This window comes from Streptomyces purpurascens (assembly GCF_045040895.1).
In the GTDB taxonomy this organism is placed as follows: domain Bacteria; phylum Actinomycetota; class Actinomycetes; order Streptomycetales; family Streptomycetaceae; genus Streptomyces; species Streptomyces purpurascens.
Map to the genome: position 1 here is coordinate 3,453,382 of NZ_CP108341.1, position 21,554 is coordinate 3,474,935.

The window sequence follows — 21,554 nt, forward strand, 5'->3', positions numbered from 1 at the left end:
AGGACCGAGGGGAAACGTGCAGGAGCGACACAACCGAGGAGCCGCGACCACCGAGGGGGGCTTAGCAGTATGAGCCACGACTCCACTGCCGCGCCGGAAGCCGGCGTCCGGAAGCTTTCCGGGCGACGCCGCAAGGAGATCGTCGCGGTGCTGCTGTTCAGCGGCGGCCCCATCTTCGAGAGTTCCATACCACTGTCGGTGTTCGGGATCGACCGCCAGGACGCTGGCGTACCGCGCTACCGACTGCTGGTGTGCGGCGGTGAGGACGGCCCGCTGCGGACCACAGGGGGCCTCGAACTCAGCGCGCCACATGGCCTGGAAGCGATCTCACGCGCGGGCACGGTCGTCGTGCCGGCCTGGCGTTCGATCACTTCTCCGCCACCGGACGAGGCGCTCGACGCGCTGCGCCGCGCCCACGAGGAGGGTGCCCGCATCGTCGGACTGTGCACCGGCGCCTTCGTCCTCGCGGCGGCGGGCCTGCTGGACGGCAGGCCCGCGACGACACACTGGATGTACGCGCCGACGCTGGCCAAGCGCTACCCGTCGGTGCACGTCGATCCGCGCGAGCTGTTCGTCGACGACGGGGACGTGCTGACGTCGGCGGGCACCGCGGCCGGAATCGATCTCTGTCTCCACATCGTGCGGACGGACCACGGCAACGAGGCGGCCGGCGCGCTGGCCCGCCGCCTGGTGGTCCCGCCGCGCCGGTCGGGCGGCCAGGAGCGCTACCTCGACAGGTCTTTACCAGAGGAGATCGGCGCCGACCCGCTCGCGGAGGTCGTCGCCTGGGCGCTGGAGCACCTCCACGAACAGTTCGACGTGGAGACGCTGGCGGCACGCGCGTACATGAGCCGTCGTACGTTCGACCGCCGCTTCCGCTCGCTGACCGGGAGTGCCCCGCTGCAGTGGCTGATCACGCAGCGGGTCCTCCAGGCGCAGCGCCTGCTGGAGACGTCGGACTACTCGGTGGACGAGGTGGCGGGACGCTGCGGCTTCCGGTCGCCGGTCGCTCTGCGCGGGCACTTCCGCCGCCAGCTGGGCTCGTCCCCGGCCGCCTACCGGGCGGCGTACCGCGCCCGGCGTCCGCAGGCCGAGCGGCCCCAGGACGTCGACGGCGGACCGGGCGGTCCCGGGGGCGGCATGCCCGGCCACACGGGGCATCCCGGCCAGGCGCCCGCCGCGCTCCACCCGGAGCACCCGGTGCCGCTCCAGTCCCGCCGTACGGCGGCCGCGAGCGCGGTCGGGTCGTCCCCGGCCCTGTCGGCGTCGACCGCGTCCGACAACGGGCGGGAGGCCTACATATCGGCCCGGGCGAGTCTGCCGGGACAGCGCAGCGCGACGTGAGCCGGTGACCGGGCCCGCGGGGAGGAAGCCCTCCCCGCGGGCCCGGCGCCGTTTCCGGGGCGGGCGGACCTTCGACCACAAGGTCACTGCACGGCCGGGCCGAGCCCGGGGCAGTGGGCCGTAAGGTTAGACACATGAACGATCGCATGGTGTGGATCGACTGCGAGATGACCGGCCTCTCGCTGTCGGACGACGCGCTCATCGAGGTGGCCGCCCTCGTGACCGACTCCGAGCTGAACGTGCTCGGCGAGGGCGTGGACATCGTCATCCGGCCGCCGGACCGGGCGCTGGAGACGATGCCGGATGTGGTGCGTCAGATGCACACCGCGTCCGGGCTGCTCTCCGAGCTGCCGGACGGCACGACGCTGAAGGACGCCGAGGAGCAGGTCCTGGCGTATGTGAGGGAGTTCGTCAAGGAGCCGGGCAAGGCCCCGCTGTGCGGCAACTCCGTCGGCACGGACCGCGGCTTCCTGCTGCGCGACATGCCGACGCTGGAGGACTACCTCCACTACCGGATCGTCGACGTCTCGTCGGTCAAGGAGCTGGCCCGCCGCTGGTACCCGCGGGCGTACTTCAACAGCCCGCAGAAGAACGGCAACCACCGCGCGCTCGCCGACATCCGCGAGTCGATCGCGGAGCTGCGCTACTACCGCGAGGCCGTCTTCGTCCCGCAGCCCGGGCCCGACTCGGACACCGCGAAGAAGATCGCCGCGAAGCACGTCCTGCCTGCTCAGTAAGGACATCCGGGGGCCCGTCGGGGGGCGCCGCGAAAGCCTGGCGCGAGCACCCCTTCGGACCCTGTACACTTTTTCTCGGCCGGTCAGGGAAGTCACTGACCTCCAAGCCGGTCATGGTGGGTGTAGCTCAGCTGGTAGAGCACCTGGTTGTGGTCCAGGATGCCGCGGGTTCAAGTCCCGTCACTCACCCTGAGTAATCAGCCGGTGGCTTCGATGAAGCCACCGGCTGAAGCTTTTTGCGCGCCTCTCCGGGGCTGCCCGGCAGGCGGGGCTACCGTCGGCGGCATGGACCGTGGACGCCCAGGGTGGCGCGCGTGTGTGCTCAGCGGGGTGGTGTTCGCCGTCTGCATGGCCGGCACCACGCTGCCGACCCCCCTCTACCCCCTCTATCAGGGCAAGTTCGGGTTCTCCGAGCTGACGGTGACCGTGGTGTACGCCCTCTACGCCTTCGCGGTCATCGGCGTGCTGCTGCTGGTCGGCGACGCCTCGGACGCCGTGGGAAGACGCCCGGTGCTGCTGTGCGGCCTCGGCTTCGCCGCGGCGAGCGCCGTCTGTTTCCTGTGCGCCACCGGGCTCGGCTGGCTGTACGCGGGGCGGCTGCTGTCGGGGCTGTCCGCCGGGCTGTTCACCGGGGCGGCCACCGCCTACGTGATGGAGCTGGCGCCCGAGGGCGGCGCCTCCCGGGCCACGTTCGTGGCGACGGCCGCCAACATGGGCGGACTGGGCTGCGGCCCCCTGCTGTCCGGGGTGCTCGCGCAGTACGCCCCCTGGCCGCTGTATCTGCCGTTCGTCACGCACCTCGTCCTGGTGGCCGGTTCGGCCGCCGTCCTGCTGCGGCTCGCGGAGACCGTACGGGAGCGGCGGCCGCTGCGGACCGTACGGCCGCAGCGGCCCACTCTGCCCGCGCAGGTGCGGGCGGTGTTCGGACCCGCGGCGACCGCCTCGTTCGTGGGGTTCGCGCTGTTCGGGGTGTTCACGTCGGTCAGCCCGGAGTTCCTCGCCGAGTCCCTGGGCGTGACCGACCACGCCGTGAGCGGGCTGATCGTCGCGCTGGCCTTCTTCGCCTCGACCGCCGGCCAACTCGCGGTCGGCCGGGTCGGGGTACGGCGCTCCCTCCCCCTGGGCTGCGCCGGGCTCCTCGCCGGTCTTGCCCTGCTCGCGGGCGCGCTGCGGTGGGACCTGATGGCGCTGGTGGTGCTGAGCGCGCTCATCGGCGGGGCCGGGCAGGGACTGGCGTTCCGCGGCGCGCTGTCCGAGGTGGCCGGGGCCTCGCCCGAGCACCAGCGCGCCGCGGTGATCTCGTTCCTGTTCGTGGTGGCCTACGCGGGCATCTCGGTCCCGGTGATCGGCGTGGGCCTGCTGACGGGCCCCATCGGCCTGGAGGGCGCGGGTCTGGTGTTCATCGCGTGCATGGCGGTCCTGGTCTCGACGGCGGCCGCCTATCTGCTGCGACGGCCGGCGCCGGCCAGGACATGACTCCCGCGGTCGGCCCCGTCACGACGACGACCGGGGCACCAGCTCCGTGGCCAGGACCATCTGGCGTCGTTCCAGGCCCCGGGATGCCGAGGGGCGGCGGTCGGCGATCTCCGTGAGCAGGAGGTCGATCATGCCGTGGCCCATCTCCTCGATGGGCTGGCGGACGCTGGTGAGGGGCGGGTCCATATGGCGGGCGATGGCGGAGTCGTCGTAGCCGACGAGCGCGACGTCGTCCGGGATGCGGCGGCCCGCCTCGCGCAGGGCCTGGCGGGCACCGGCCGCGGTGACGTCGGAGGCGGCGAAGACGGCGTCCAGGGTGGGGCGGCGCTCCAGCAGGGCCGCCATGGCGCGGCGGCCGCCCTCCTCCGTGAAGTCACCCGCCTCGATCAGTGCCTCGTCCGCCTCGTGGCCCGCGTCGCTCAGCGCGTCGCGGTAGCCCTCGATACGGCGCTGGGCACCGTAGACGTCGAGACGGCCGGTGATGTGGGCTATCCGGCGGCGGCCACCGGACAACAGGTGCTCGACGGCTTGGCGGCCGCCCCCGTAGTTGTCGGAGTCGACCGACGGGAGGGTCTCCGCCGACGAGCGGGGGCCGCTGATCACCGCAGGTATCTCCAGCTGGGCCAGCAGGTCGGGCAGCGGGTCGTCCGCGTGCACGGAGACCAGCAGGACGCCGTCCACCCGGTGGGCCGCCAAGTACTGGGCGAGGCGGCGGCGTTCGCGGTCGCTGCCCGCGAAGATCAGCAGCAGCTGCATCTCCGTGTCGGAGATCGCCGCCCCGACGCCCTTCAGCATGTCCGAGAAGTACGGCTCCGCGAAGAACCGGGTCTCCGGCTCGGGCACGACCAGCGCGATCGCGTCCGTACGGTTCGCCGCCAGGGCACGCGCGGCGGTGTTCGGGACGTACCCGAGCTCCGCGACCGCCGCCTCGACGGCCGCGCGGGTCGCGTCGCTGACCCGGGGCGAGCCGTTGATCACCCGGGAGACGGTGCCGCGGCCGACACCGGCGCGCGCCGCCACCTCTTCGAGGGTGGGCCGGCCACCGCTTCGGCCCCGCGCTCCGTGGCTTGCCATGGGCTCCGCCTTCCCGTCCACACCCGCACTCTGCGGCTGGCCTGGAATTTAACAGGCTCGTCAGCTGTAGTGACCGCCGCCGAGGGCTTGCCGCCCTCGGCCCTCCGCTTGGGCCGGCGAGCCGGTCCGACTGGCTCGATACCGCCGGCCCGGGCCGCAACGGGCCCCGGCCCGGGTCCAGTTAACGGCCCGATAACTGAACGCATCTCTCCCTGTCCGGTCCCTTGACACCCCCGCCCCGACCCGCGAACCTTCAACACATCACTGGTGGGAGCGCTCCCACAGTACCTGACACATACACAACCCGCACGTTCCCCGCCCGAGCCGAAGCGAGTAAAAACGGGTCCAACAATGCAGTTGGCCGGGGGGTCGGCACGTCAGGGCAACAGGAGGACGCAATGCGAGCACGTACCCGATCCGCCCGCAACCGGGCGGTTGTCCTCGCGGCAGTGGCGTCGCTGGGCGCCGGGCTGCTGGCCGGCTGTGCCGACGACGGCGGCGACGACAGTTCCGGCTCCTCGTCCGGCGACAGCAGCGGCAAGACCACGATCTCGGTGGGGCTCTTCGGCACCATGGGCTTCAAGGAGGCCGGCCTCTACGACGAGTACGAGAAGCTCAACCCGAAGATCAAGATCGCTCAGAACGTCGTCGAGCGGAACGAGAACTACTACCCGGCGCTGCTGAACCACCTCACCACCAACAGCGGCCTGCTCGACGTCCAGGCCGTCGAAGTCGCCAACATCGCCGAGGTCACGGCCACCCAGGCCGACAAGCTCGAGGACATGTCCAAGATCTCGGGCGTGAGCGAGAGCAACTGGCTGGACTGGAAGTGGCAGCAGGCCACGACCAAGGACGGCAAGACGATCGGCCTCGGCACCGACGTCGGCCCGATGGCGATCTGTTACCGCACGGACCTCTTCAAGCAGGCCGGTCTGCCCACCGACCCGGCCGAGGTCGGCAAGCTGTGGACCGGTGACTGGGCCAAGCTCGTCGACGTCGGCGAGCGCTACAAGTCGAAGGCGCCCGAGGGCACCTTCTTCATGGACTCCCCCGGCGGTCTGATCAACGCGATCCTGGGCAGCGAGAAGGAGAAGTTCTACGACTCCTCCGGCAAGGTCATCTACAAGACCAACCCCGCCGTGAAGGCCGCCTTCGACCTGACCTCCGAGGCCGCCGAGAAGGGTCTGGTGCAGTCGCAGACGCAGTTCCAACCGTCCTGGAACTCCACGATCGCCAACAACAAGTTCGCCACGATCGCCTGCCCGCCGTGGATGCTGGGCACGATCAAGGGCAACGCGAAGCCGGACGCGGCCGGCAAGTGGGCCGTGGCCGAGGCGCCCAAGGGCGGCAACTGGGGCGGCACCTTCCTCACCGTGCCGAAGAGCGGCAAGCACGTGAAGGAGGCCCAGAAGTTCGTGGCCTGGCTGACCGCGCCGGAACAGCAGGCGAAGCTGTTCAAGGTGCAGGCCAGCTTCCCGAGCGCCCCGTCCTCCTACACGATGCCCGAAGTGACGGGCGCCACGAACGAGATGACGGGTAAGCAGGAGATCGGCCCGATCTTCGCGGAGGCCGCCAAGGCCGCCCCGGTCCAGGTGATCGGCCCGAAGGACCAGATCATCATGCAGGGCCTGTCGGACAACGGCGTGATCCTGGTGACGAAGGGCAAGTCGGCCAAGGATGCCTGGGAGTCCGCGGTCAAGACCATCGACAACAAGCTGGACCAGTGACCCGGATGACCACCCGTCACGACACCGCCGCGCCCCCCATGGAGGGGGGCGCGGCCCCGGGCCGCCCGCCCGGGGCCGCCGCGGGGGCGGAGAAGGAGCGGCGGCGCCGGGACCGGCTGTCCCGCCGCTGGCAGCGGGACATCCGCTGGAGCCCGTACGCCTTCGTGTCCCCGTTCTTCCTGCTGTTCGTCGCGTTCGGCCTGTTCCCGCTGATCTACACGGGCTGGGCCTCGCTGCATCAGGTGGAGCTGACCGCGCCGACCGACATGAACTGGGTCGGGCTGCGCAACTACACCCGGATCTTCGACGACGACTTCTTCTGGAACGCGGCGAAGAACACCCTGACCATCGGCATCATCTCCACCGTCCCGCAGCTGCTGATGGCGATGGGCATCGCCCACATCCTCAACTACAAGCTGCGGGCCTCGACCTTCTTCCGGGTCGCGATGCTCGCGCCGTACGCGACGTCGATCGCCGCAGCCTCGCTGGTCTTCGTGCTGCTCTTCGGCCGTGACTACGGCATGATCAACTGGGTCCTCGACATGGTCGGCATCGACCCGCTCGACTGGCAGAACGACAAGTGGCCCTCGCAGATCGCCGTCTCGACGATCATCATCTGGCGCTGGACCGGCTACAACGCGCTGATCTACCTGGCCGCGATGCAGGCGATCCCCCATGATCTGTACGAGTCGGCGGCCCTGGACGGGGCCAGCCGCTGGCAGCAGTTCATCCATGTGACGCTGCCCTCGCTGCGCCCGACGATCCTGTTCACCTGCGTGGTGTCGACGATCGGCGCGAGCCAGGTGTTCGGCGAGCCGCTGCTGTTCGACGCCAACAAGGGCACCTCCGGCGGCGCGGAGCACCAGTTCCAGACGCTTGGCCTGTATCTGTACGAGCAGGGCTGGGTCGCCCAGCACCTGGGCCGAGCCTCGGCGATCGCCTGGACGATGTTCCTGATCCTGATCGTCATCGGCATCGTCAACTACGTCATCTCGCGCCGGCTGCGCGCCAGTAGTTAAGGAGTGGTGGCCGTGACGACGACTGTGACGCCCCCCGACGCGCCGCCGCCCGGTGCGCCCGTGAAGGAGTCCAAACGCCCGCGCCTGCCGAAGTCCGCACGGGCCGGCGGGCAGCTGCACGGCGGCCCGATCGCCTACGCGATCCTGATCGTGTTCACGATCGTCTCGCTGTTCCCGCTGGTGTGGACGGCGATCGCCGCCTCGCGTGACAACCAGCGGCTCGCCGAGACGCCGCCGCCGTTCTGGTTCGGCTCCGGCCTCTTCGACAAACTGGAGATCGCCTGGAAGGACGCCAACCTCGGCGAGGCGTTCCTCAACACCACGATCGTGGCGGGGGTTTCGGCGGCCACCATCGTCGTCCTGTCGACGATCGCCGGTTTCGCCTTCGCCAAGCTGCGGTTCAGGGGCCGCGGCGCGCTGATGCTGATCGTGATCGGCACGATGATGGTGCCGCCGCAGCTCAGCGTGATCCCGCTGTACATGATGGTCGCCAAGCTCGACTGGACGGACCAGTTGCAGGCGGTGATCTTCCCGTCGCTGGTGAGCGCGTTCGGTGTGTTCTTCATGCGGCAGTACCTGATCCAGGCGCTGCCGGACGAGATCATAGAGGCCGCCCGGGTCGACGGGGCGAGCAGCTGGCGCGTGGTGTGGCACGTGGTGTTCCCGGCGGCGCGGCCGGCGATGGCCGTGCTCGGGATGCTGACGTTCGTGCAGACCTGGAACGACTTCATGTGGCCGTTCCTGGTGCTGACCCAGATGGGCAACCCGACCGTGCAGGTCGCGGTCGCGGGCCTGGGCCGCGGATACACCCCCGACCAGTCCCTGATCATGGCGGGCGCGCTGCTGGGCACGCTGCCGCTGCTGCTGGTCTTCGCGATCTTCGGCAAGCAGATCGTGGGCGGCATCATGCAGGGTGCCGTGAAGGGCTGACGCCCTCGTTCGTTCTCCAGGGGGCCGGATCAGTGCCGCTCCGGCCCCTGCTCCTCCCCGTCCCTCCCTCCCGTCCCCCTCCACCCGTAGGTCTCCACGACCCCCAATGGGAGCGCTTCCATGCCTGATTCCGAGAACTCGGCCACTCCGGTGACCTTCCCTCCCGCCTTCGTATGGGGCGCGGCCACCTCCGCGTACCAGATCGAGGGTGCGGTGCGGGAGGACGGCCGTACGCCGTCGATCTGGGACACCTTCAGCCATACGCCGGGCAAGACCGTCGGCGGCGACCACGGTGACATCGCTGTCGACCACTACCACCGCTACCGCGAGGACGTGGCGATGATGGCGGACCTGGGCCTGGGCGCCTACCGCTTCTCCGTCTCGTGGTCGCGGGTGCAGCCGACCGGCCGGGGCCCGGCGGTCCAGAAGGGCCTGGACTTCTATCGCCGGCTGGTCGACGAGCTGCTGTCCAAGGGCATCAAGCCGGCCGTCACGCTCTACCACTGGGATCTGCCGCAGGATCTGGAGGACGCGGGCGGCTGGCCGGAGCGCGACACGGCGTACCGCTTCGCGGAGTACGCGCAGATCGTCGGGGAGGCGCTGGGCGACCGCGTCGAGCAGTGGATGACGCTCAACGAGCCGTGGTGCAGCGCGTTCCTCGGCTACGCGTCCGGTGTGCACGCCCCGGGCCGTACGGATCCGGCGGCCTCGCTGCGTGCCGCGCATCATCTGAACCTGGCGCACGGGCTGGGCGCGTCGGCGCTGCGGTCGGTGATGCCGGCCCGCAACCAGGTCGCGATCGCCCTCAACTCCGCGACCGTGCGGCCGCTTTCGCAGAACCCGGCGGACCTGGCGGCGGCCCGGAAGATCGACGACCTGGCCAACGGCGTCTTCCACGGCCCGATCCTGCACGGCGCCTACCCGGAGTCGCTGTACGTGGCGACGTCGGAGCTCACCGACTGGGACTACGTCCTGGACGGCGACCTGACGCTGATCAACCAGCCGCTGGACGCGCTGGGCCTCAACTACTACACGCCCGCGCTGGTCTCGGCGGCGGACGCGGCGGCGCGGACGCCGCGTGCCGACGGCCACGGGGCGAGCGACCACTCGCCGTGGCCGGCCGCGGGCGACGTCGCCTTCCACCAGACGCCCGGTGACCGCACGGAGATGGGCTGGACGATCGACCCGACCGGTCTGCACGAGCTGATCATGCGCTACACCCGGGAGGCACCGGGCCTGCCGCTGTACATCACCGAGAACGGCGCGGCGTACGACGACAAGATCGACTCGGACGGCCGGGTGCACGACCCGGAGCGGGTCTCCTACCTCCACGGCCATCTGTCCGCGGTCCGCCGCGCGATCACCGACGGCGCCGATGTCCGCGGCTACTTCCTGTGGTCCCTGCTGGACAACTTCGAGTGGGCGTACGGCTACGGCAAGCGCTTCGGCGCGGTGTACGTGGACTACGCGACGCTTCAGCGGACGCCGAAGTCCAGCGCCCTGTGGTACGGGAAGGCGGCGCGCACCGGGGCGCTGCCGCCACTGGAGCCGGCCGCTTAGGCCGCCCCTGGGGGAGCGGGGAAAGGGGCGCGGCACCCGACGGGGGGTGCCGCGCCCCGCTGTCTTTGGAATTCCACATTCCGGTAATTCACAATGACCTGAATTCGTTTCCCGATTTGATCATCATGTGTCTAAGGTCGATGTCGATCAGGGCGGGGGGCCGTGGGGCTGCTCCGCAGTCCTGCGGTGAAAGGGAAGCTCAGTGATCAGATCGTTCACCCGTATAGCCGTGGCCGGTGCGGCTGTGGCCACGGTCTTCGCCGGCACCACGTCGACGGCTCAGGCCTCCGATTTCTCCACTCTCGACGAGGACAAGAAAATCTCGCTTCCGGGCGGCCGGGGCACGATGACCTTCATCGACGACGGAGACATGTTCAAGGTCTGTGACACGAAGGCGGACGGCCACGGTGTCTCGGGTCGTCTGATCGACAACAACTACAACGAGAAGCTCTATATCACCGACGGCGGCGACTCCAACTGCGGCAAGAAGGGCTACGACGTCGGTCAGTCCGGCTCGTACCAGATGCAGCTCTCGTGGAACGGCGACGGCTACGACGTGAAGTCCGAGTGGTTCAACGAGTAAACCGGAATCTCATCGGCGATTGCCGTGAGAGTGAAGGCGCCGGCATGGAGCAGTCCACTGCCGTGCCGGCGCTGTCGGACAGCTGATCCCGGAGGCAGCCATGAAGACGGTCCGAGGCATCGTGGTGACCGGCGCCGTCGCGGCGGTCGTCGCGTGCGGCGTAGCGGTGTCGCTGGCCACAGCCGGCGATGACGGTGCGCCGAAGCGCTCCGCGGGCGGGCTTCCGGCCCCGGGCGTCATGGCACATCCGGATCAGTCGCCGCCCCGGGAACGCATCGCCGCGGGGAGGGTCGCCCTCTCGGCGTACTTCACCGCGAGATCCGTGCAGCGGCCGCAGGGGGACGGCGCCGTCGCGTACGAGTGGAGTCTGCTCAACACGACCACCGGCCGCTACCGGAAGACCGACTGGGCCTGGCTCGACGTGGCTCCCGGGATGAAGACCGCCGCGGTGCTGGAGCGGGATCTGCCGGTCGATCGCATCGGACTGCTGAACCTGGCGACGGACAAGGTGGAGCGCTGGATCAAGGTGGACCGGGGTGTGGGCGGGGTGCGGTTCTCCCCCGACGGCAAGCGCCTCGTGGCGACCGCCTACGGCCGCGACCCGGATGGTCTGTTCAAGGACGCGTCGTATCGGCTGAACGGCAAGAAGGTGCCAGGGCCCAAGCCGAGCCGGACCGGCTTCTATGTCGTCGACGTCGCCTCCGGACGGGCGGACTTCACCGAGCGCCCGCCCAGGAAGGACGACCGCGGATCCCTCTCCCGCGGCGGACGCCAGGATTTCCTGTGGAGCCGAGACAGCACGTTGCTGTGGGAGCCCTGGGCGAACAAGACGGGCAAGGTGTTCTACGACGTGGCCGGCAAGGAGGTGCCCGTTCCGGAGCGGGAGGCGAAACTGGGCTCTCCCGGGGCGCTCCTCTCCCCCGACAAGAAGCTCGTGACGGGGAAGTTCGCAGGCGATGACGGCCAGATCGTCTCCGAGGTGCTGAACGCGAGCAACGGCAAGCGGGTCGCCCTCGTGCCCGGTCAGCAAATGCTCGCCTGGGCCGACGACGACTCGCTCATCGCATGGAGATGCGACCCCCTGCGGTGCGACCCCGGCAAGGGCGAGTTCCGCAACCAGCTGGTCCTGGTGAGCCTGGACGGGAAGAGCGTTACGCCGCTGTCCGGCTTCCGGAAGGCCGACCTCCACTACAGCGGCCGCTGGACGCCGATCTTTTCCAGGCGCTGAGTCAGCCCTTGTTGGCCCCCAGGGTCAGGCCGCTGACGAACTGGCGCTGGAGCACGAAGTACACGATCAGCGTCGGGATCGCGGTGAGCAGGGCGCCGGCAGCGACCAGGTTGGGGTCGGTGAAGTACTGGCCGGAGAGGTTGTTCAGCGCCGAGGTGATCGGCATGTTCTCGCCGGTGGAGATGAGCACGATGGCCCAGAAGAAGTCGTTGTAGATCCAGATGGAGAGCAGCGTCGCGAGGGCGGCCATCGCGGGCTTGCACAGGGGCAGCACGATCTGCCAGTACAGCCGCCAGACGGAGGCGCCGTCGACCAGCGCCGCCTCGGTCAGCTCGTGCGGCAGCGAGCGCATGTAGTTGCTGAGCACGAACGCGCAGAAGCCGGACTGGAACGCCACATGGATCAGCACCAGGCCGAGCGCGGAGTCGTACAGCTTGCCGCTCATCGTGATGCCGGGCAGGTCGATCAGCAGGTACAGGCGGTAGAGCGGGGTGATGATGACCTGCTGCGGCAGCAGGTTGCCCGCTGTGAAGAGCAGCAGCAGCGACAGGTTGACCCGGAAGTCGAAGCGGCTGACGTAGAAGGCGACCATCGACGACAGCAACAGCGTCAGCAACACGGCCGGCACCGCGATGAGCAGTGTGTTGCCGAAGTAGTGCAGCATGTCCGACTGCTGGAAGGCGTTGGTGAAGTTGTCGAAGGTCAGCTTGTCGGGCCAGGAGACATAGCCCTTCTCGCTGGTCTCCGCGTACGGCCGCATCGCCGCGAGCAGCGCCCACAGCAGGGGCGCGAGCCAGGCGAGCGCCGTGACGACGAGGAAGGTGTGCAGCAGGACCCGGGCCGGGCGGATCGGGGTGCGCTGCTGGGGAGCGCCTGCGACGGTGCTCATGCGCGCCGCTCCTTCCGGAAGGTGGCGATCAGATACGGGATGATCACCGCGAGCGAGATCACCAGCAGGACGACGGCGATGGCGGAGCCGTATCCGACGCGGCTGGACTCGCCGATGATGTTGTTGGTCACCAGGATCGACAGCAGTTCGGTGCCCTGGGCGCCCTTGTTGAAGACGAAGACCAGGTCGAAGGCGCGCAGTGCCTCGATGATGGTGACGACCAGGACGACGGTGTTGGTCGGGCGCAGCGTCGGGAAGACGACGTTCTTGAACGTCTGCCACTCGTTGGCCCCGTCCAGGGCGGAGGCCTCGCGCAGGGCGGGGTCGACGCCCTTCAGGCCGGCCAGGTACAGGATCATCATGTAGCCGGCGTGCCGCCAGGAGGCGGCGATCAGCACGGCCCACAGGTTGAGGTCCGGGTCGCCGATCCAGTCGATGTAGTGGCCGGGCTTGTTGGCGCCGATGACGCTGTTGATCAGGCCCGTGTCGGGGTTGTAGACCAGCTGCCAGACGAACCCGATGACCGCCAGCGACATCACGACCGGCAGAAAGAACGCGGTCTGGTAGACGCGGCTGAAGCGGATGCTCTTGTCCAGCTGCACGGCGAGGAACAGCCCGAAGGGCGTGGGCAGCAGGATGAGCACCACGAACCAGACGACGTTGTGCTCGACGGCCGGCCAGAACTGCGGGTTGCTGGTGAACAGTTCCCTGAAGTTCTGCAGGCCGACCCACTGGATGGAGTCGAAGCCGATGCCGTTCCAGCTGGTGAAGGCCAGCGCGATGGAGGCAAGTGCCGTCAGCCAGACCAGGGCGACGTGCAGGATCGTCGGAAGGCCCGCCATCAGACCGAGCGTGATCCGGTCGCGGCGGGTGAGGAGGCGACGGTGGCCCGTCGGGCTCTTGCGGGGAGCGGCTCCCGGAGACGGCTCAGCGGCCGCCTCCGGGTTCTCGGTGGTGGTGTCGGTGCTCATGCGGAGGCGAAGATCGTCTTCTTCTGGCGCTCGATCGACGAGAGGATGCTGTCGACGTTCTTGGGGTTGCGGACGAAGTTCTGCAGCGCCGGCTGCATCACCGTGGAGGTGAAGTCCGGGCGGGAGTCGCGGTCCATGAACTGCGTCAGACTCTTCGCGCTGGAGATCATCTCGAAGGACTTCTTCTGCAGCGCGGTGTAGGAGGAGGTGTCGGCCTTCGTCGAGGCGGCCACCACGCTGGAGTCGGCCTTGAGGTAGATCTGCTCGGCCTCGGGGGTGCCGAGGTACTCCAGCAGCTTGACCGCACCCGACCTGTTCTTCGGCGCCTTGGAGAGCATGAAGCCGTCGGTGGGCGCCTCGACCGTGTCCTGCCCGAAGGCCGGGTCGATCTCCGGGAAGGCGAAGAAGTCCAGGTCGTCCAGGTCGGCCTTGTTGGTGAACTGCTGGCCGACGAAGGTGCCCAGCAGATACATGCCCGCCTTCTTGGCCACCAGCGTCTGCGCCGCGTCCTGCCAGGTGCGGCCCACCGCGCCCTCCTGGTGGAAGGGCAGGATCTCCGTCCAGTGGTCGAAGACCTTGCGCACCTTCGCATCGGTCCAGGAGGCCTTGCCCGCCATCAGCTCGACATGGAAGTCGTAGCCGTTGGTGCGGAAGTTGATCTGGTCGAAGGTGCCCATCGCGGGCCAGGCGTCCTTGTCGCCGAAGGCGATCGGGACCAGCCCGTCCTTCTTCATCCGCTTGCACAGGGCGACGAAGTCGTCCCAGGTGGTGGGGACCTCGTAGCCGTGCTGGGCGAAGACGCTCTTGCGGTAGAAGACCGCCCAGGGGTAGGTGTACAGCGGCACGAAGTAGTACTTACCGTCCTCACCCTTGCTGAGCTTCTTCATCGCCTCGGGGAAGTCCCCGCCGATCTTCTGCCACACGTCGTCGATCGGGGTGGCGAGCTTCTTCGACGCGAAGAACTGCATCCGGTAACCCGCGAACCAGGTGAAGACGTCGTCCGGCGCGCCCTGCAGATAGGAGTTGATCTGCTCCTGGAACGTGTTGTGGTCCTTGGTGTTCACATCGACCTTGATGCCGGACTTCTTCGTGAAGGCGGCGTAGATCTCGGCGAACGCCTTCTTCGGCACCGCGTCAGAGGAGTTCGACCCGAGACTGACCGTCTTCGGATCGGCGGCCGCGCCGCTGCCGCCGCAGGCACTCAGCAGGGGTATGCCGGCGCCGAGCAGGGCCGCGCCGCCTATGCCGCGCAGCAGGGTCCGGCGGCCGGGAGCGGGGAGGGCGAGTCCCGAGGGAGAGAGGTCGTGCATGAACGGCTCCTGAGGGCAGGGTTCGGCCACGAGGGTGTGGCGTGAAACCCGGTCGTAATCGACCAGAAATCAACTTGACCGAACACGGTGGCGCAATAACAGCCGTATGTCCGGTCATGCGTCAAGAGTCGTTGACTTCATTTGTCGAAACGTGACCGTCCCGTGCACGGGACGTTTCGGCAGGGTCACCGAGACCGGGAGCGGTGGTACGCGGTGGCCAGCCTGCCGGGCCGCCGGCGTCGCACCGCCCCACGGTGCCCCCTGCCGACCGGTGCCCTCCCGGCCGGCTGGATCCAGATCCGCACCTCGGTCCCGCCGAGCACCGAGGAGCCGATCCGTACGTCCCCGCCGGTCGACTCGGCGAGCCGGCGCACGATGTCCAGGCCGAGGCCGGTCGAGCCGTCGCTCCCGGAGCCGCGGCCCCGCGCCATCGCGGCCTCCGGGTCGGGTATGCCGGGGCCCGCGTCGGACACGAGGACGATCACCGCGTCCTCGCCGTTGTGCAGGTCGACCGCGAAGGCGGTGCCCTCCGGGGTGTGCCGGAAGACGTTGCCGAGCAGCGCGTCGAGCGCGGCGGCCAGGTCGGCGCGGGCCACGGGCATACGCACCGGCCGCTCGGCCCCGGCCACCCGCCACTTGCGGCCCTCGTCCTCCGCCAGCGCGGACCAGAACGCCATCCGCTCCCGGACCACCTCGGCCGCGTCGCACCCGGCGCCCGGACCGGCCGCTGCCGTCTGCGGCTTGGCCTCCCGGGCCGTACGGATGATGGTGTCGACCTCGCGCTCCAACTGCTCGACCGCGGTCCGGGTCTGGTCGGCGGCCGGTCCCTCGCCGAGTGAGGCGGTGTTCAGCCGCAGCACGGTCAGGGGCGTACGCAGCCGGTGGGACAGGTCGGCCGCCAGCTCCCGCTCGTTCGCCAGCAGTTGGACGACCTGGTCGGCCATGGAGTTGAACGCGACCGCCGCGAGCCGCAGTTCGGTCGGGCCCTCCTCGGGCACACGGGCGCCGAGCTGGCCCTCCCCCAGTTCACGCGCCCCCTCGACCAGGCGTTGCGCGGGCCGGACCATCCGCACGCCCAGCCGGTCGGCGACCGCGACCGAGCCGAGGATCAGCGCGACCCCGACCGCGGCGAGCACCGCCCAGGCCGTGCCCAGGCCGTTGGTGACCTCGGACTCCGGCACATACACCTCGACGACCGCGATCTCGCCGGTGCTCAGCGCGACCGGCTGGAGCAGCGTCGAGCCGCCGGTGACGCCGGTGGTGGAGGCACGGCCCAGCTTCCGCACGGCGGCGATGTCCTGGTCGGCGGCGCGCTGCCGACCGAGCTCGATGGCGTCCTGACCGTCGCCCGCCGGTATGTGCACGGCCATCCCGGCATCCGAGCCGGCGGAGGCGACGACCCGTTCGAGCTGGTCGCGGTCGGTGGTGATGGACAGGGCGGGGGCGACGGCCGCGGCCTCCCGCTCGGCGTTGGAGAAAGCGCGGTCCCGGGCCATCTCGCGGATGACGAGTCCGAGCGGCACCGCGAAGGCGAGCACGACCATGGTGGTCACCGCCAGCGACACCTTGACCAGGGCCCACCTCATCGCGGCGCCTCCGCCCCCGGCGGTTCGAGCTTCACACCGACGCCCCTCAGGGTGTGCAGATAGCGCGGGTTCGCGGCCGTCTCACCCAGCTTCCTGCGCAGCCAGGACAGATGGACGTCGATGGTCTGGTCGTCGCCGTACGACTGCTGCCACACCTCGGCGAGCAGCTCCTTGCGGGGGACGACGACACCGGGCCGGCGGGCCAGGAAGGCGAGCAGGTCGAACTCGCGGCGGGTGAGGTCGAGCCGCGCGCCGTCCAGCTCGGCCTGGCGCCGCAGCGGGTCGACGGCCAGACCGCCGACCCGGATCACCGGGGACGGCTCCCCTTCTCCCGCTCCGGAGCGGGCCCGCCGCAGCACGGCCGCCATGCGGGCCGACAGGTGCTCGACCGAGAAGGGCTTGGTCAGATAGTCGTCCGCTCCCGCGTTCAGCAGCCGGACGATCTCCGTCTCGTCGTCCCGGGCCGTGGCGACGATCACCGGCACGTCCGTGATGCCGCGCAGCATCTTCAGGGCCTCGGAGCCGTCGAGATCGGGCAGTCCGAGGTCCAGGATCACCACGTCGAAGCGGACATGGGCGACCTCGCGCAGCGCCTCCAGGGCCGTCCCCACGCTGCGCACGGTGTGCGAGGCGTCGGTCAGGTGCCGGATGAGCGCCGAGCGTACGAACTGGTCGTCCTCGACCACGAGTACACGTGCCATGCGCCGCACCGTACGCCATCTCGAACAGCCCGGTGCGGGCCTGTGGACAACTCTCGCTTGTGGACAACTCGTGGGACTCGTGCGGCAGTATGGCCCGCGATGCGCAGAGGACTCGTACACGTACTGGCCTGGCTGCTCGCCACGGGCGCGGCGGTCACGCTGTCGTGGTGGGGCGTCCACACGGTGATGGCGGGCACGGCCTACGATCCGCCGCGCGCCCTGCCCATCAAGGCCGCCGACGCGACCAGGCAGAAGCCGGAGCCGTCGGCCACGCCGACGCGGCGGCCGAGTCCGCCGCAGCGCACCCCGAGCGCACCGCCCGCCGCCAGGAAGCCGAGCCCCACCCCCACGAAGCCGCCCGGCCCCTCCCGCGCGGCCCCCGCCTCCGCCTCCGCCTCGGGAGAGGTCAAGAGCTACGACACCGACGGCGGCCGGGCCGTCTTCGACCTCGGGCGGACCTCCGCCTCCCTGGTCTCGGCGACCCCGGGGGCGGGCTGGTCGATGCAGGTGTGGAAGACGGAGTCGTGGATCCGCGTGGAGTTCTCCTCGGGCGCGGACCGGGTGTCGGTGTTCTGCACCTGGCACGACGGACCGCCGCGCGTGGAGATCGGGAACTACTGAGAGAAGTACGGAGTGCCGTACGGGCTCACCGGAACACCGACGCGGGCGGCGCCGGGGACGCCACCGCAGCGAAGTCCGTCACGGGCACGGCCCCGCCGGTGAAGTCGGTGAGCGTCCTGCCGTGCTCGACCCGGCCGGGATGCGGGTCGGAGGCGGCGCGGCGGGTCAGTTCGGCGACGGGCAGCGGGTGGTCGGAGGCGACCAGGACGGCGTTCCCGAAGCGCTTGCCGCGCAGCACCGTCGGGTCGGCGACCAGCGCGAGCTGCTCGAAACGGGCGGCGGCGGTGGCGATCTGGCCGCGCAGGTGGGCCAGCGGCGGCCCGTCGGCGAGGTTGGCGGCATAGACACCGCCGGGCCTGAGGGCCCTGCGGACATCGTCGAGGAACTCGGTCGAGGTCAGGTGGGCCGGTGTCCGGGCCCCGCTGAACACATCCGTGACGACGAGATCGGCCCAGCCGTCCGGCACCTTGGCGAGGCCGTCGCGGGCGTCGACGGACCGCACCCGGATCCGCGCGTTCGGGTCCAACGGCAGCTCTCGGCGGACCAGTTGCACGAGGGCGGCGTCCCGTTCGACGACCTGCTGGGTGGAGCGGGGCCGGGTGGCGGCGACGTAGCGGGCGAGGGTGAACGCGCCGCCGCCGAGATGTACGGCGTGCACGGGCCGGCCCGGCGGAGCGGCGAGGTCGATGACGTGCCCGAGCCGGCGCTGGTACTCGAAGGACAGATACGCCGGGTCGTCCAGGTCGACATGCGACTGCGGGGCTCCGTCGATCACCAGGGTCCAGGCGCGGGCCCGCTCACGGTCGGGGATCAGCTCGGCGAGCCCGCCGTCGACACTCTCGACGACGGCCTCCGCGTCGGCCTGTCTGCGCCGGCCGCTCCTCGACTTTCCCATGGGGTCATTATCGGGGTCGGGCCGGTAAGCGGGGCGTACGCTCCGGGGCGGCCGCTGCGGCGCCTCAGGACCGCCGATTCCCTGCGGCCTGATCCGAACGACAGACCCTAGCGGCAGCTGTCCGCGGCCTTGATCATCCGGGCCGCCTCCCCCAGGGCCTCGCGCAGGACCGCGGGGTCCGTCGCCAGGTCCGCCTCCCCGGGCGGCAGCAGCCAGTCCGAGCCCTCCACCGGGGGCTCGGGGGCCAGGGTCAGGCCGCGCCCGTCGGTCCCGGTGCAGGTGCTCCCCGGCATGTCCCACGCCGCGGCCGTCCCCGGCGGCACCAGGAAGCCCAGTGTGCCGCCGCCGTCGTCGTGCAGGACGGGCCCGACCGCTTCCGCGGTGGCGCGCCGCAGGATGTCGACCGCCTCCAGCCCCTGCCGGGCCGGCACCGTCACGACATCGCAGCAGGCCGCCGGCGTGCTCGACGGCGTACAAGGATCGTTGATCCGGTCGATCCGGCTGATCTCCATCCCGGCCTCCACCGCGGAACCCCTGCTTGGACGAGTGGTCGGAAGTCGGGGGCCTCCCGGTCCGTGGAGTTCAACGCGGCCGTCCGTCAACGGCTACGGCGGAAGTCAGCCGCAAAGGATGGCAGTTCATGGCAGATCACGCATGAGATATCCGGTTTGTAGCCAAACCCAGCGTGACGACTCCTGCACAGCAGGTACGTTCTTGCTCGCCGGACGCAAGGCGAGGCCTTACGGGCAATACGTACAAGTCTCCCCATTTCCGGCATGGTTCGACGGTTCGCACGAGAGGACCCGGCCATGGCGTCGTCAACAGTGACCTCGTCTCAACCCGAACGGCCACCGCGGCCGAACCTCGCCTTCCGGCAGCTGCGCGGACAGCGCTCGCCGGCCGAGTTCGCCGCGGTGATCCGCCGGGCCGCCCTCGAGATCGGCGAGCAGGTCAGCTGTGACGCCCGGTACATCGGCCGGGTCGAGGCGGGCGAGATCCGCTGCCCCAACTACGCGTACGAACGGGTGTTCCTGCATATGTTCCCAGGCCGCACGCTCACCGACCTGGGGTTCGCGCCCCGCTCGTCGGTACGCGGACGCCGGGCGCGCGACACCGAGGACGCGCCCCTGACGTGCACCACGAACCCGGCGAACGCCACGAGTGAGACCAGCGGGGCGTGCGAGCCGTATGAAACGCAGAACCCGTACGACCCGTACCACCCGCACGACACCTACGAGGAGAGCGACGTGCTACGTCGCGCATTCATGACCAGCGGGGGCGCCACCGTGGCCGCCGCCTCGCTGGGACCCGTCGGCCTCGCCCTCGACGCCGCGGCGGCACAGCGCCCCGTGCGCCGCGCCGGGGCGAGTGACGCGGGTGCCCTGGAAGAAGCCGTCCGCCGCATCCGGCTGCTCGACGACCGGCACGGAGCCGACGGTCTCTACCGCCGCGCGGCCGACCCGCTGCGTGCCGCCTACGCCCTGCTGGACGCCGGCGCGACCCGGCAGACCACAGCGGACCGGCTCTACTCCGGCGCCGGTGAACTGGCCATCTCCGTGGGCTGGCTGGCCCACGACTCGGGACGCTTCGACGACGCCCGCTCCCACTACGCGGAGGCGCTGGCGACCGCCCGGATGACCGGCGATCCGGGCCTGGAGGCGCACGCCTTCTGCAACACGGCGTTCCTCGCGCGCGACGCGGGCCGGCCACGCGAGGCGGTCCGGGCGGCCCAGGCCGCGCAGCGCGTCGCCCGGCCCGTGGGATCGGCCCGGCTGATGTCGCTGCTCGCGCTGCGCGAGGCGGGCGGCTGGGCGGGACTCGCCGACCGCGTCGGCTGCGAGCAGGCACTGGTCCGGGCGCAGGCCCTCTTCGAACGGGGCACCTCGGAGGCCGACCCCGAGTGGATGAGCTTCTACGGAGAGGCCGAACTGGAGGGCCTGGAGGCGCAGTGCTGGTCCGCGCTCGGCGACTGGCGCCGGGCGGCACGGCACGCGCGGCGGGCGGCGGACCTGCAGGATCCGCACTTCACGCGGAACATCGCGCTGTACACGGCGGAGCTGGCGGACGACCTCGCGCGGGGCGGACGGCCCGACGAGGCGGCGATGGCGGGCATGCGGGTGCTGGATCTTCTGGAGGAGGTCCAGTCGTCCCGGATCCAGACGATGCTCGCGGCCACGGCACGCGTGCTGTTGCCCCATCGCCGGGCTTCGGGGGTGTCGGCGTTCCTGGAGCGGCACACGTCGACGCCGAGGGTCACCTAGCTACCCGAGGTGCCCGAGGTCGTTCCAGCTCTCGATCGCCGGCTCCCCGTACGCCCACCCCAGTACCGACAAGGACGTCGGGTTCAGCCGTATCCGCGCCGCGAAGTCGATCGGCAGGCCCAGCCATCGCGCCCCGAGGGTGCGCAGGATGTGCCCATGGGCGAAGACCAGGACGTCACGGTCCTCGGAGCGGGCCCAGGAGACCACCTCGTCCGCCCGGGCCGTCACCTCGGCGAGGGTCTCGCCCTCGGGGACGCCGTCTCGCCAGATCAGCCAGCCGGGCCGGACGGCCTGGATGTCCGCCGGGGTCATGCCCTCGTAGGCCCCGTAGTCGACCTCGAGCAACGCGTCCCAGGCACGCGCGCGGTCGCCGAAACCGGCCAGTTCACATGTTTCACGCGCGCGTGCCAGCGGGCTGGTGCGCACCTCGACGCCGGGCAGGCCGTCGTACGGGGCCCGGTGCAGACGTTCGCCGAGCAGCTTGGCACCACGCCTGCCCTCCTCCAGGAGGGGTACGTCGGTCCTGCCGGTGTGCTTGCCGGACAGGGACCACTCGGTCTGTCCGTGCCGGGCCAACAGGATGCGCGGAGCCATGGGGGACCTTTCCGGGAGAAAAACGCGAGCGGAACTCCTCCATCATCG

The 21,554-nt window shown here is 70.3% G+C and carries 20 protein-coding genes and 1 tRNA gene; 12 read left to right on the forward strand and 9 right to left on the reverse strand.

The annotated features are described in order from the left end of the window. Positions 1-69: 69 nt before the first annotated feature. The 4 genes from OHU35_RS15635 to OHU35_RS15650 all read left to right on the forward strand — a co-directional run bounded on the left by OHU35_RS15635 (position 70) and on the right by OHU35_RS15650 (position 3,557). The gene (locus OHU35_RS15635) at positions 70-1,344 is read left to right on the forward strand and encodes a helix-turn-helix domain-containing protein (protein ID WP_233878502.1); all 1,275 of its coding nucleotides are present in this window, start codon (positions 70-72) and stop codon (positions 1,342-1,344) included. Between the two features lie 134 nt (positions 1,345-1,478). Next, positions 1,479-2,081 (forward strand): oligoribonuclease, encoded by a 603-nt coding sequence (orn, locus tag OHU35_RS15640; RefSeq protein WP_189723845.1) that lies wholly within the window; start codon positions 1,479-1,481, stop codon positions 2,079-2,081. Between the two features lie 116 nt (positions 2,082-2,197). Continuing rightward, a tRNA-His gene (locus tag OHU35_RS15645) sits at positions 2,198-2,270 on the forward strand. 96 nt (positions 2,271-2,366) lie between these two features. Next, positions 2,367-3,557 (forward strand): MFS transporter, encoded by a 1,191-nt coding sequence (locus OHU35_RS15650; RefSeq protein WP_359894079.1) that lies wholly within the window; start codon positions 2,367-2,369, stop codon positions 3,555-3,557. A gap of 18 nt (positions 3,558-3,575) precedes the next feature. Here OHU35_RS15650 and OHU35_RS15655 read toward each other — a convergent pair whose 3' ends face one another. Continuing rightward, a complete protein-coding gene (locus tag OHU35_RS15655; RefSeq protein WP_189723847.1) occupies positions 3,576-4,631 on the reverse strand; it encodes a LacI family DNA-binding transcriptional regulator in 1,056 nt (351 codons plus the stop codon). Between the two features lie 398 nt (positions 4,632-5,029). Here OHU35_RS15655 and OHU35_RS15660 point away from each other — a divergent pair, with 398 nt between their 5' ends. From OHU35_RS15660 to OHU35_RS15685, 6 genes are all read left to right on the forward strand, one after another. After that, the gene (locus OHU35_RS15660) at positions 5,030-6,358 is read left to right on the forward strand and encodes an ABC transporter substrate-binding protein (RefSeq protein WP_189723848.1); all 1,329 of its coding nucleotides are present in this window, start codon (positions 5,030-5,032) and stop codon (positions 6,356-6,358) included. 5 nt (positions 6,359-6,363) lie between these two features. Beyond that, entirely contained in the window at positions 6,364-7,377 is a 1,014-nt protein-coding gene (locus OHU35_RS15665) for a carbohydrate ABC transporter permease (RefSeq protein ID WP_189723849.1), read from the forward strand. Between the two features lie 12 nt (positions 7,378-7,389). Further along, a complete protein-coding gene (locus tag OHU35_RS15670) occupies positions 7,390-8,307 on the forward strand; it encodes a carbohydrate ABC transporter permease (protein ID WP_405505671.1) in 918 nt (305 codons plus the stop codon). Positions 8,308-8,427: 120 nt separating this feature from the next. Further along, positions 8,428-9,867 carry a GH1 family beta-glucosidase gene (locus OHU35_RS15675; RefSeq protein ID WP_359894071.1) on the forward strand — a complete coding sequence of 480 codons (1,440 nt, stop codon included), beginning with the start codon at positions 8,428-8,430 and terminating at the stop codon, positions 9,865-9,867. A 202-nt stretch (positions 9,868-10,069) separates the two neighbouring features. Then, on the forward strand, positions 10,070-10,450 hold the full coding sequence (locus OHU35_RS15680) for a hypothetical protein (protein ID WP_189723852.1): 381 nt from the start codon (positions 10,070-10,072) through the stop codon (positions 10,448-10,450). Positions 10,451-10,550: 100 nt separating this feature from the next. Further along, positions 10,551-11,678, forward strand: coding sequence for a hypothetical protein (locus OHU35_RS15685; RefSeq protein WP_405505674.1), 1,128 nt, complete (start codon positions 10,551-10,553; stop codon positions 11,676-11,678). 1 nt (position 11,679) lies between these two features. On the opposite strand, the gene OHU35_RS15690 is transcribed toward OHU35_RS15685, so the two are convergent. From OHU35_RS15690 to OHU35_RS15710, 5 genes are all read right to left on the reverse strand, one after another. Next, positions 11,680-12,567 carry a carbohydrate ABC transporter permease gene (locus OHU35_RS15690; RefSeq protein WP_189723854.1) on the reverse strand — a complete coding sequence of 296 codons (888 nt, stop codon included), beginning with the start codon at positions 12,565-12,567 and terminating at the stop codon, positions 11,680-11,682. After that, the gene (locus tag OHU35_RS15695) at positions 12,564-13,538 is read right to left on the reverse strand and encodes a carbohydrate ABC transporter permease (protein ID WP_189723855.1); all 975 of its coding nucleotides are present in this window, start codon (positions 13,536-13,538) and stop codon (positions 12,564-12,566) included. The genes OHU35_RS15690 and OHU35_RS15695 overlap by 4 nt, the downstream gene beginning before the upstream one ends. Then, complete coding sequence (locus OHU35_RS15700) at positions 13,535-14,848, reverse strand: ABC transporter substrate-binding protein (RefSeq protein WP_189723856.1); 1,314 nt, start codon at positions 14,846-14,848, stop codon at positions 13,535-13,537. The genes OHU35_RS15695 and OHU35_RS15700 overlap by 4 nt, the downstream gene beginning before the upstream one ends. 185 nt (positions 14,849-15,033) lie before the next feature. Beyond that, on the reverse strand, positions 15,034-16,434 hold the full coding sequence (locus OHU35_RS15705; protein WP_359894064.1) for a HAMP domain-containing sensor histidine kinase: 1,401 nt from the start codon (positions 16,432-16,434) through the stop codon (positions 15,034-15,036). Then, a complete protein-coding gene (locus OHU35_RS15710) occupies positions 16,431-17,135 on the reverse strand; it encodes a response regulator transcription factor (RefSeq protein ID WP_359894063.1) in 705 nt (234 codons plus the stop codon). The genes OHU35_RS15705 and OHU35_RS15710 overlap by 4 nt, the downstream gene beginning before the upstream one ends. Before the next feature lie 99 nt (positions 17,136-17,234). Between OHU35_RS15710 and OHU35_RS15715 the strand changes: the two genes are divergently transcribed. Further along, complete coding sequence (locus tag OHU35_RS15715) at positions 17,235-17,756, forward strand: hypothetical protein (RefSeq protein ID WP_189723858.1); 522 nt, start codon at positions 17,235-17,237, stop codon at positions 17,754-17,756. A gap of 25 nt (positions 17,757-17,781) precedes the next feature. Here the strand turns inward: OHU35_RS15715 and OHU35_RS15720 are convergent, their stop codons facing one another. Next, positions 17,782-18,651, reverse strand: a complete 870-nt coding sequence (locus OHU35_RS15720; protein ID WP_405505677.1) for a spermidine synthase — start codon at positions 18,649-18,651, stop codon at positions 17,782-17,784. Positions 18,652-18,758: 107 nt separating this feature from the next. After that, positions 18,759-19,163, reverse strand: coding sequence for a hypothetical protein (locus OHU35_RS15725; RefSeq protein ID WP_405505679.1), 405 nt, complete (start codon positions 19,161-19,163; stop codon positions 18,759-18,761). 297 nt (positions 19,164-19,460) lie between these two features. Between OHU35_RS15725 and OHU35_RS15730 the strand changes: the two genes are divergently transcribed. Then, on the forward strand, positions 19,461-20,912 hold the full coding sequence (locus OHU35_RS15730; protein WP_189723861.1) for a hypothetical protein: 1,452 nt from the start codon (positions 19,461-19,463) through the stop codon (positions 20,910-20,912). Here the strand turns inward: OHU35_RS15730 and OHU35_RS15735 are convergent, their stop codons facing one another. Continuing rightward, complete coding sequence (locus tag OHU35_RS15735; protein ID WP_189723862.1) at positions 20,913-21,506, reverse strand: histidine phosphatase family protein; 594 nt, start codon at positions 21,504-21,506, stop codon at positions 20,913-20,915. Between the last annotated feature and the right edge of the window lie 48 nt (positions 21,507-21,554).